Below are 10,018 nucleotides of genomic sequence, written 5' to 3' on the forward strand. Positions count from 1 at the left end.
GTCGGGAAAACGATCGTTTTTCGTACACAACTGATCGCGCTACCTACCGTTGCATTCCAATAGGGCTCGCTGACTAGAACTATCCCGCTGGAACGTGGCCGTTCCAATAGGGCAAGATCCTTGGAACGCTGCCGTTGGAACTTGGCCGCTTGTTATCGGCTCGAGCGATTGAGGCCGCGTTCACCCCTTTGGTAGGATGTTTGCGGTATGCAGCTTGCCGATCGGAAACGACCATGCCGTCAGCGAAGGGTTTAAAATCGAGTGATCCGAGGCCCATGAAGCCTCGGTACTGGATAGCCTACTTCGACGCGCTCGCCACAGGGCCGCTGCTAGCCAAACCGCACACGGCGCGCCGCCGGGCCGGCGAAATGGCACGGATCTGCCCCTATGCCGATGTCGCCTCTGCGGGCTTGGCGAAGGTGAGGACCGCACTCAAGACGCGCGGCTCGTCGACTCCTCCGTTCTAGCGCTGCCTTCACATAGAACGGCGTTCTGAGACCGTGCGTGTCGCCCGGGTTCGAGAAGCTGCTCCAACCTCGTAGCGGTCGCGCAAGATTTTGGATCTTTCGAGAGCACACCGCCGCTAACGCGACGTTAACCACATCGGTTGTGCACTGCGAGGTGTCCAGAGGGACTAGCGATGCGCCACATCCACGTCGTGCCCGGTCTGCGCCTGCGGTTTGCTGGCCGCGACGAGACCTTCGACGAAGGTGTTGAAATCGGTCTCCTCGCGGCTCAACTGGCATCGGGCGTAGCCGAGTTCACGATGACCTTGGCCGCCAGTACACTGGACCAAGCGCGTATGCTGGCGACGAATATGGGCTACCGCCTCCACGTCACGACGATGGATGAAGGCACGCTCGAAGTGATGTTCCTCACTGGAAGCCGCCGGCCCAAACTGCAACTTGTGCGCAACAAATCCTCGCACGCTCATAGGTGTAGTTCCTCGGCCTGAGATCTGCTCGGCGAGTGCATCCGAGGCGATTGACTAGATCAGGACCGACAAAACGCGGCGGTCTGGGCTTTTCCTCGCATTCGAGCGTTGGCGCTTCGGATGGAGATACCCCGATGGTCGATGAGGCGCGCCACATACAGATGCGGCAGATCGTGGCCGGCCTGTCCGAGGGCGTGATCCTGATCGAGCCGGATCAGACCATCGCTTACGCCAACGATGCCGCCGTGATGATGCACGGCATTACCGATGTCGACGATCTCGGCGCCACCGTGTCCGAGTACCGTGCGAACTTCACGCTGCACTACCGCAATCATCGGGAGATTGGCCCGCTGCAGCATCCCCTCGACCGGGTGCTTTCAGGCGAGGTGTTCCGCGACGTCGTGGTCGAGCTGGTCCCAACCCGGGATCCAACACACAGGTGGATGCACCGTATCCGCAGCCTGGTGACCACCGATGCGGCCGGCACGCCGAGTGGCCTCGCCCTGGTGATGCAGGACGTGAGCGAACGCTATCAGGCCGAGGCCCGGTTCGAGCGGATGTTCAACGCCAACCCGGCCCCGGCGATCATCTGCCGGATCGCCGACCTGCGCTTCGTGCGGGTCAACCACGGTTTCCTCGACCTCACCGGGTACCATCGCGACGACGTGCTCGGCCGGACCTTCTGCGAGATCGACCTGCTGCGCGAGGCCGAGCGGCGCGAGATGGCGATCCATCGCCTGCACCAGGGCTGCACCATCCCACAGATGGAGGCTCAGCTCGCCACGCCGTGCGGCCGCGGCCGGTACGTGATCGTGGCCGGGCACGCCATCGAGATGCCAGGCTCGGGCGGCATCGAGCCATGCATGCTGTTCACTTTCGCCGACCTGGAGGATCGCCGGAAGGCCGAGATGGCCCTGCGCCACAGCGAAGAGCGCTTCGCCAAGGCGTTCGACCTCTCGCCGGTGCCGTGCGCGCTGATGAGCGCGGACGGGCTGGCGATCACCAGCGTCAACCAAGCTTTCGTCGCCACCTACGGTCATGCCCCCGAGGCTGCGGACGGCCGCTCGCTCGCTGACCTGTCGCTCTGGGTCGACCGCGCCGAGCAGCGCAAGTTCTCCCGAGATTTGAGACGGCTCGGCAGCGTGCGCGGCTTCGAGGCCGTGCTGCAGGATGCGGCAGGCGCCGAGATCGACTGCCTCGTCTCCGCGGAGCGGGTGAGCATCAACGACGAGGCCTGCGTGCTGTGCGTGCTGCAGGACATCACCGCCCGCAAGCGCTCGGAGCGCGAACTGATCACCGCCATCGAGGCGGTGATGGCGGACGCGTCGTGGTTCAGCCACGGGGTGATCGATAAGCTGGCGACCCTGCGCCACCCGACACGCTCCGGTCGGACGTCGCCCGGGGTCGAGAACCTGACGATCCGCGAGCAGGACATGCTCACGCGGATCTGCCAGGGCGCCACCGACCGGGAGATCGGCGCCGAGCTGAAGCTGTCGCCGAACACGGTGCGCAACCATGTCTCAGGGCTGTACCGCAAGCTCGGGGTCAACCGCCGCAGCGCGGTGGTGGTGTGGGCGCAGGAGCGCGGCATCGGGCCGAACACGCGTCACCGGCGCTGAGACCGACGAAAACCGTGACAGAACTACTAAGCCGACTTGGTACAAATGTACTTTATGTAATTCGTCGGAACTTCTACTAAATCGCCTGATTACACGGTGGTAGCTCTGCTCATACGAGCATCTCGGAAGATCATCCCGGCGGGTTGATGTGAGGAGATCCGTGTGGCCGGGCGTCGGAAGGTGCTCTCGCCCGACCATATCCGGGCGCTGATCAAGGAAGCCATCGGCTTCATCGAGGGCGACCGTGCGATCCAGGCGGAAGCCGCCGCCGAGATCGCCGCCATCGAAGCCGCCTACGCGTCGTCGAACCCCGAGCCAGGACCCAAGCGCTCGACCCGCTCATGATGCTGGAGCGCGAGCTGACACATGGCCGGCAACCAGTTCGGTCAGCCCAGTGTCGCGGGCCTGAACTTCTGCAGACCTGCTCGTCCCCGTCGTCGGCGCGGTGGTCGGGCTGCGGCTCGACCACGCCCTGATCGGCCGCTGCCGGGTGCTCTGAACCCAGCCAAACCCGCTTCCGCCGCTCCCGGCCGAAGATCGAACCAAACTGACCTGAGAGTACCAAGCATGGCGCTGACACCCGACACCACCCGTCCGGCCTACGACCGCGACCTCCCCACCGCCAGTGCGGTCTCCCCTGCGGAGGACATGCGCACGATGGCGCTGCACTCCGTGTCTTGGGGCGCAGTGTTCGCCGGCGCGGTGATCGCGCTGGTCGCCCAGGTCATCCTGAACATGATCGGGCTCGGGATCGGGCTCTCGACCGTCGACCCGGCTGGCAACGGCACCCCGACCGCCGGGTCGCTCTCGTCCGGCGCCGGGATCTGGTTCGTGATCTCCGGCATCCTCGCCTCCACCGCCGGCGGCTGGCTCGCCGGGCGCCTCTCGGGCAAGTCGGCCAGCACCACCACCGCCTATCACGGGCTGATCGCCTGGGCGGTTTCGACCCTGGTCGTCGTCTACCTGTTGTCCTCGGCGGTCGGCGGCGTCGTCAGCGGCGCGTCGAGCGCGGTGTCGAGCACGCTCGGCGGCGCCGGCAACTTGATCGGCGGTTCGGTGAAGACCGCCGCGCAGGCCGCGGCCCCGTCGCTGCCGGGTATGGACAACCCGTTCTCCAACATCGAGAGCCAGGTTCGCAATGGCACCGGCAACGACCCCGAGGCCCTGAAGAACGCCGCCGTCAGCGCCATGCGCGCCGCGGTGACCGGTGACGCAGCCCAGCAGAAGGACGCCCAGGAGAAGGCGGCCCAGGCGTTGGCCAAGGCCCAGGGCATCCCGGTCGATCAGGCCCGGACCCAGGTTGCGCAGTACGTGCAGCAGTTCAATGACACCGTCGCGAAGACCAAGGAGCAGGCCAAGCAGGCGGCCGATGCCGCCGCCCGCGCCGGCTCACAGGGTGCGCTCTACGGCGCCCTAGCGCTGATCCTCGGCGCACTGGCCGCCTTCTTCGCGGGCCGCGGTGCGGCGGTCGATCCGGTGGTGAGCCACACCGGCGTCACCGCCACGACCCAGCGCCGGGTCTGACCATGAGCGATCCCGCCGCCAGCCAGCCGAAGCTCTCACGGACGCAAAGCGTAGAGACGGCGGAGGTCACTGTGGGCGAGGAGGTGGTCCTCCCGCTGATCGAGGAGACCGCTCGCATCGACAAGCAGGCGGTGGAGACCGGGCGGGTGCGGGTCTCGACCCGGACGGAGACCGTCGATCAGGTCCTGCGCGAGAGCCTGCGCAGCCAAACGGTCGAGGTCAACCGGGTGCCGGTCAACCGGACGCTGTCCAAGGGCGAGGTGCCCCCGGTGATCCGCGAGGAGAACGGGGTGACCGTCATTCCCGTCCTCGAAGAGATCCTCGTCGTCGAGAAGCGCCTCGTCCTGAAGGAAGAAGTGCACGTCCGCCGAAGCTCCGCGGATGAGGACGTCGAGGTCCCGGTGACGCTGCGTAAGCAGCGCGCCGTGGTCGAACGCGTGAGCCCGGACGGCCACGCCAGCGAACAGATCGATCCCCCTTCCACCCAGGAGACAACACCATGACGCAGACGATCACCGCGCTGTTCGATCGCCCGGCCGAGGCGCAAGCCGCTCAGGCCAAGCTTGTCGCCGCCGGCATCCCGCAATCGGCGATCAAGCTGGTGCAAGGTGCCCAGACGGCGCGCACGAGCGGCTCATACGACTACCACAAGGACGAGGGCGGCTTCTGGGGCTCGCTCAAGGACTTCTTCATGCCCGAGGAGGATCGCTACGCCTACAGCGAGGGCCTGAGCCGCGGTGGCACGCTGCTGACCGCGAGCGTCGAGCCGGCGCAGACCGAGACGGCCTACGATGTCCTGGAGCAGCACGGCTCGGTCGACCTCGACCAGCGTGAGAGCGCGTGGCGCAAGGAAGGCTGGAGCGGGTACTCGGCGACGGGCGGCACGACGACGGCCAGCTCGACCACGGGCACGACAGCAACCGCAACGGCGGCTACAGGCGCCGCGGCCCTGAAGGGTGCCGGGACGACCACGGGCGAGACCGACTACATCCCGATCGTTGAGGAGCGGCTCAACGTCGGCAAGCGCGTGGCCGAGAGCGGCCGGGTGCGAGTTCGCTCCTTCGTCGTCGAGAAGCCGGTTGAGGAGCAGGTCACCCTGCGCGACGAGACCGTGCACGTCGACCGGCGCGCGGTCGACCGGCCGGTGACGGCGGCCGACGAGGCCTTGTTCGCGAGCAAGACCATCGAGGCGACCGAGATGCGTGAGCAGGCGGTGGTGTCGAAGGAGGCCCGCGTGGTCGAGGAGGTCGGCATCCGCAAGGACGCGGGTCAGCGCACCGAGACCATCACCGACAAGGTGCGGCATACGGAGGTCGAGGTCGAGGACGAGCGCGGCAACGTCAGCCGCACCGGCACGTCCGGCACCACGACGACCGGTACCACGCCGGGTACGCGCAAGCCGGTCTGACCCACCTGAGCGCGCTGCCCGGAGCCTCGGTGCGTCGGGCAGCGCACCCTGCCGATATCAGACGTCGGATCGGCCGTCCCTCTAACTACCACCAGACAAACAGGCCCTGTCATGTCCCTGAACCGCTCGATCCTCATCGTGTTGCCGTTGCTCGCAGCAGCGCCCGCACTGGCGCAGACGACCGTCACCGGGCAGCCGGCGACGAGTGGTGCTTCCAGCGCGACGTCCGGCGGCCAGAACGCCGTGACGCGGCCGAACACCGATCACAGCCACGACGGCAAGGCAGCCGCCACCGGCACGGGGGCGAACGTCAAGTTGGAGCGGGGCGCCAACAGCTTCACTGAGGGTGAGGTCCGCCGGCGGCTTGAGCGAGCCGGCTACCACGAGGTCAAGGGCCTGAAGAAGGATGGCGACGGCATCTGGCACGCCAGCGCGACGGTGGACGGCAAAGCTGCCAGCGTCGGCCTCGACTTCAAGGGGAACGTCGCGGTCCAGTAGCCGGTCCCCTCGCTCGATCTGTCCCACCCGAATATCTCGGAGTCATCCCATGCCAGCACAGACCCTCTCGGCCCTGTACGACCGCTACGACGACGCTGCGGCGGCTGTGACGAAGTTGGAGGCGGCCGGCGTGCCCCACTCCGATATCAGCCTCGTCAGCAACAAGGCGGATACCGGCAATGCCGGAACGGGCGACACGGCAGACCATGCTGCCACCGGCGCGGGGACGGGCGCGACGCTCGGCACGATCCTAGGCGGTGGCGCGGGCCTCCTCGCCGGCCTCGGGCTGATGGCCATCCCAGGCGTTGGTCCGGTCGTGGCCGCCGGTTGGCTCGTGGCGACGCTGACCGGTGCGGGCATCGGTGCCGCAGCGGGCGGTTTGACCGGTTCGTTGACCGGCGCCGGTGTGACTGAGACCGACGCGCATGCCTACGCCGAGGGTGTGCGCCGCGGCGGCTCGCTGCTGACCGTGAGGGCGGATGAAGCTCACGCCGGCGTGGCCACGCGCATCCTGGAGGAGCACGGTGCCGTCGATCTCGACGCGCGTGCGCAGGGTTGGGAGAGCGAGGGCTGGAGCAGCAAGACTGCCGACGAGGCCCCAAGGGACACATCGACCTTGATCGGCTCGGACGCGGCCGCCGGCTCGGTGGTGCGCGAGAACGATGCGGTGAGCGCTCCCATGGCCGGTACGGACACGTCGATGTCGGGTGCCCGCAGGGTGCGTGTCTACAACCACCCAGTCTGATCCTCGGCATCCATCCTTGGATCCGGCCTCATCGTTGACCCATACGATCATCCCGGCCTGAGGGCCGCTCCCGGAGCACCACCCATGGGCCTACTCGACAGCATCATCGGCAGCGTGGTCGGCGGTAACGCCGGTCAGCAACAGGGCGGCAGCGCTAACCCCCTCGTCGGCGTCCTGATGAGCCTTCTGGCCGCGCGGGCCGGAGGCGGCGGCCTCGGCGGCATGTTGGGTAACGCGGGCGGCGGCATGGTTGGCGCCGGTCAGGGCGGTCTCGGCGGTCTGCTCGGCGGCGGCGGGGCCAGTGGGCTCGGTGCCCTCGTGGAACAGTTCACCCAGGCTGGCCACAGCGGGGCGATCAACTCGTGGATCGGCCAAGGTCAGAACCAACCGATCGCGCCGCATGACCTCGGCGACGCGCTCGGTCCCGAGACGGTAGGCCAGCTCTCGCAGCAGACCGGTATGGGCAGCTCCGACCTGCTGTCGCAACTCTCGCAGTTGCTGCCCGGCGTGGTCGACCAGCTTACCCCGCAGGGTCGTATGCCGACCGAGCAGGAGCACGCGCATTGGTAACGTTCTTCGCGACCGATCACGCCGCCGTTTTATGAGATCACCCTTTGTCAGTTGCAGCAGGGCATATGTTCTGCGGTGCTCGACAGCCTGTCGTGGCAGACCGACCTGTCGCATGGCGACTTACTTTTCCGGCTCCCACAGGAGCTTCCCTCAGTGGTGAACCGCTACGCCCCTGATGGCAGGTTTCCCGTGCGCTGACGCGGTGAGCCTGAGGACTTTCCGCACGCCGGTCGAGGACGACCTCACCCGGACGCGCCGGTCGATATGACCGCAACGAGCACCGTTATGGTGCCGAACGAGGAACACAGCCATGGCCCAGAACGCACACCACGAGGCGGCCAAGCATCACGAGGCAGCCGCCAAGTCGCACAAGACGGCCGCCGAGCACCACGAGAAGGGCGACGCCAAGGCGGCCGGCAAGCACTCCGAGGAGGCCCACGGCCATTCGGCGAAGGCGCACGAGAGTTCGACTAAGGCTCACGGCAAGAGCACCGGCAAGCACTGATCGACTCTCGTAGAACCAGCCGGGTCCGCGATGCATGTGGGCCCGGCTGCCAATTCAGGAGGGACACCATGGACGAGAACCGCATCACCGGCGCCGCGAAGGAACTCGGCGGCAAGGTTCATGGCACGGTCGGCGACGCGATTGGCGACCGCGAGACCCAGGGCAAGGGCAAGATGACCGAACTGAAGGGTTCGACCGAGAACCTCGTCGGACAGGCCAAGGACGCGGTGCGCGACGTGGCCGACCAAGCGAACGATCTCGCCGGTGAGGCGATCAAGAAGGGGCGCGAGCGCTTCCCTGAGGCCGAGCATGCGTATCGACAGGGCGGTGAGGCGCTCAGCCAATATGCGAAAGAGTCGCCGCTCATAGTCGTCGCGATGGCGGGCGCGCTCGGTTACCTTCTTGCACTGTTCATCCACGGCCGGAAGTGAAGGCCGCTTCCGTGTGGATTATGCCGCTCGATGCGATCCGAGGCCATCCATGATCGCTGGTGCCAGGGACCTCGAACGCGACGTCGAGGCGAGCCGCGCCCGGCTCGACGGGACCCTCGATCGGTTGCAAGCGCGGTTGAACACGTCCTCCATCGTGGAGGAATTTGTCAGTACCGCACGCCGGAGCGAGGCCGGGGTCGCGCTCTACGATGGTGCCCTGCATGCGGTCCGGCACAACCCGCTCTCCGTCCTTCTAATCGCTGGAGGCGTGATGCTGTTGTTGCGGCAGGTGACCAAGCCATCCGTCCGTGTCTATCGCGCCGAGCGCGATCCGGACATGCGGACGCCGCTGCAGCCGTCCGTTCAGGCCTCCTTGGACGTGCCGAGGCGATATTCGGCTGGGGCGGGCAGCACACCGTAGTGAGGCGCCCCCACGATCGGGCTGCGGGACGACGCCTCGCCCAACCTGTCGACGGACTCGAGTGAATGAGCGCTGAGGGCATCCTCGTCGGCATCTACGGCTTGGAGAACAAGCCTCCGCTCGACGAGAAACGGCGCTGGTGGAAGGCTGCTATCGTAGAGGGACTGCAGAGAAACTGCGGACATGACGGCGGCGGGTTCCCATTCGAGTTCGTGTACTGGGCGGACCTGCGTTACGATCAGCCGCTCCTCGGCGACGCCAACGATGAGCCCTACCAGCCCGACGGCGGCTCCGAGCCGTTCCCACGCCATCGGCCGGACGCTGATGCGACTTTGAATGATGGCGTCGTCAGCAAAGTCTACCGCGGTTTGGCCGCACTGCAGACTGCGACGGGGGCCACACCGGTCGACGACGCGATCCTCGAGCACCGCTTCGACGATCTGTGGCAGTACCATTCCGAGACGCCGTTCGCCCGGCAGGTCCGGCGCAGGCTCATCGAGGTTCTGGAGCGGCTCGCTGGTCGGCGCGTGCTGCTGGCTGCGCACTCGATGGGTTCGATCATCGCCTATGACGCCTTACGCATGCTCGAACGGGAAAATCCTTCCGTGCAGATCGAGCACCTCGTGACACTGGGCTCCCCGCTTGGCTTGGCGGAGGTAAGGGCGAAGATTGCCGAGGAGAACGGGGCGGCGCGCGTCCCGAACAACGTCAGCCGCTGGACGAACATGGCCGACAACCGTGACCTCGCCGCGGTGGCCGGCGAACTCACGGCGGTCTTCGCGCGCAATGACCGTGGTGTCAGCGTCGACGACATCGCGGTCGTGAACGCGTATCTGCGCCCGAACGGCTCGGCAAACCGCCATAAGTCTTACGGCTATCTCCGCACGCCTGAGTTTTCGGAAGTCGCCCTCGGCTTCATGATGCACTCGGACGTGCAGCATGAGCCCGGCTAAGCTGCGAAGGTCAACAAACTTCTGAGAGCAGTGATGCCGTCATAGCGTTCAATAGAGTCTGAACTAGCGGGACCGGCGGTCGCCTGAAGGCTAGTCGCTCCACTATGTGGCTGTCGGTTTTTGGAACATCTAGGTACCGACGTCATAGATCTGTATGGAACGTGGCAGTGACGCTCAGCGGTCCTGGTTCCGTGAGCTGATGTTATGCGAAGGGTCATTTAAGGGTGGCAATTAGACCTCGGCTTCATCCGAAAGCGGACGTTCCGTTGCCGACCCAACCCAGTCATGTGAGCGGTCGTCGGCACTTCCTATAAGCGGTCATTGGTCGGCCGTCCGGCAATCTTGGCTAGGGGTGGTGAACGGACCTCGGCCTTGCGCTTCAAACCATACGCCCCGCTACGCACCGGGCC

At 66.4% G+C, this 10,018-nt stretch carries 14 protein-coding genes; all 14 read left to right on the forward strand.

Annotation, left to right across the window (positions count from 1 at the left end; all coding sequences use genetic code 11):
• The first annotated feature begins 640 nt into the window (after nt 1-640).
• Nucleotides 641-955: a hypothetical protein gene (locus tag MKK67_RS10870; RefSeq protein ID WP_092046585.1), complete on the forward strand. Its 315-nt coding sequence runs from the start codon at nt 641-643 to the stop codon at nt 953-955.
• Nucleotides 956-1,068: 113 nt separating this feature from the next.
• Nucleotides 1,069-2,553: a PAS domain S-box protein gene (locus tag MKK67_RS10875; protein WP_243964175.1), complete on the forward strand. Its 1,485-nt coding sequence runs from the start codon at nt 1,069-1,071 to the stop codon at nt 2,551-2,553.
• A gap of 162 nt (nt 2,554-2,715) precedes the next feature.
• Complete coding sequence (locus MKK67_RS10880; protein ID WP_243964176.1) at nt 2,716-2,898, forward strand: hypothetical protein; 183 nt, start codon at nt 2,716-2,718, stop codon at nt 2,896-2,898.
• Nucleotides 2,899-3,120: 222 nt separating this feature from the next.
• On the forward strand, nt 3,121-4,077 hold the full coding sequence (locus tag MKK67_RS10885) for a PhnA-like protein (protein ID WP_409568388.1): 957 nt from the start codon (nt 3,121-3,123) through the stop codon (nt 4,075-4,077).
• A gap of 2 nt (nt 4,078-4,079) precedes the next feature.
• Nucleotides 4,080-4,580, forward strand: coding sequence for a YsnF/AvaK domain-containing protein (locus MKK67_RS10890; protein WP_243964177.1), 501 nt, complete (start codon nt 4,080-4,082; stop codon nt 4,578-4,580).
• Nucleotides 4,577-5,485, forward strand: coding sequence for a YsnF/AvaK domain-containing protein (locus tag MKK67_RS10895; RefSeq protein WP_243964178.1), 909 nt, complete (start codon nt 4,577-4,579; stop codon nt 5,483-5,485). Before MKK67_RS10890 ends, MKK67_RS10895 begins: the two co-directional genes overlap by 4 nt.
• Before the next feature lie 111 nt (nt 5,486-5,596).
• Nucleotides 5,597-5,983, forward strand: a complete 387-nt coding sequence (locus MKK67_RS10900; RefSeq protein ID WP_243964179.1) for a hypothetical protein — start codon at nt 5,597-5,599, stop codon at nt 5,981-5,983.
• A gap of 49 nt (nt 5,984-6,032) precedes the next feature.
• Nucleotides 6,033-6,728, forward strand: a complete 696-nt coding sequence (locus MKK67_RS10905) for a hypothetical protein (protein ID WP_243964180.1) — start codon at nt 6,033-6,035, stop codon at nt 6,726-6,728.
• A gap of 84 nt (nt 6,729-6,812) precedes the next feature.
• Nucleotides 6,813-7,298 carry a YidB family protein gene (locus tag MKK67_RS10910; RefSeq protein WP_243964181.1) on the forward strand — a complete coding sequence of 162 codons (486 nt, stop codon included), beginning with the start codon at nt 6,813-6,815 and terminating at the stop codon, nt 7,296-7,298.
• 36 nt (nt 7,299-7,334) lie between these two features.
• On the forward strand, nt 7,335-7,496 hold the full coding sequence (locus tag MKK67_RS32885) for a YidB family protein (protein WP_409568389.1): 162 nt from the start codon (nt 7,335-7,337) through the stop codon (nt 7,494-7,496).
• A gap of 112 nt (nt 7,497-7,608) precedes the next feature.
• Nucleotides 7,609-7,803: a hypothetical protein gene (locus MKK67_RS10915; RefSeq protein WP_243947511.1), complete on the forward strand. Its 195-nt coding sequence runs from the start codon at nt 7,609-7,611 to the stop codon at nt 7,801-7,803.
• 68 nt (nt 7,804-7,871) lie between these two features.
• Nucleotides 7,872-8,234: a CsbD family protein gene (locus MKK67_RS10920; RefSeq protein WP_243964182.1), complete on the forward strand. Its 363-nt coding sequence runs from the start codon at nt 7,872-7,874 to the stop codon at nt 8,232-8,234.
• Nucleotides 8,235-8,283: 49 nt separating this feature from the next.
• Nucleotides 8,284-8,655, forward strand: coding sequence for a DUF3618 domain-containing protein (locus MKK67_RS10925; RefSeq protein WP_243964183.1), 372 nt, complete (start codon nt 8,284-8,286; stop codon nt 8,653-8,655).
• 65 nt (nt 8,656-8,720) lie between these two features.
• The gene (locus tag MKK67_RS10930) at nt 8,721-9,608 is read left to right on the forward strand and encodes a hypothetical protein (RefSeq protein ID WP_243964184.1); all 888 of its coding nucleotides are present in this window, start codon (nt 8,721-8,723) and stop codon (nt 9,606-9,608) included.
• The last annotated feature ends 410 nt before the right edge of the window (nt 9,609-10,018 follow it).

The sequence above is a fragment of the Methylobacterium sp. J-072 genome, from assembly GCF_022829425.1.
Taxonomy (GTDB): Bacteria; Pseudomonadota; Alphaproteobacteria; order Rhizobiales; family Beijerinckiaceae; genus Methylobacterium.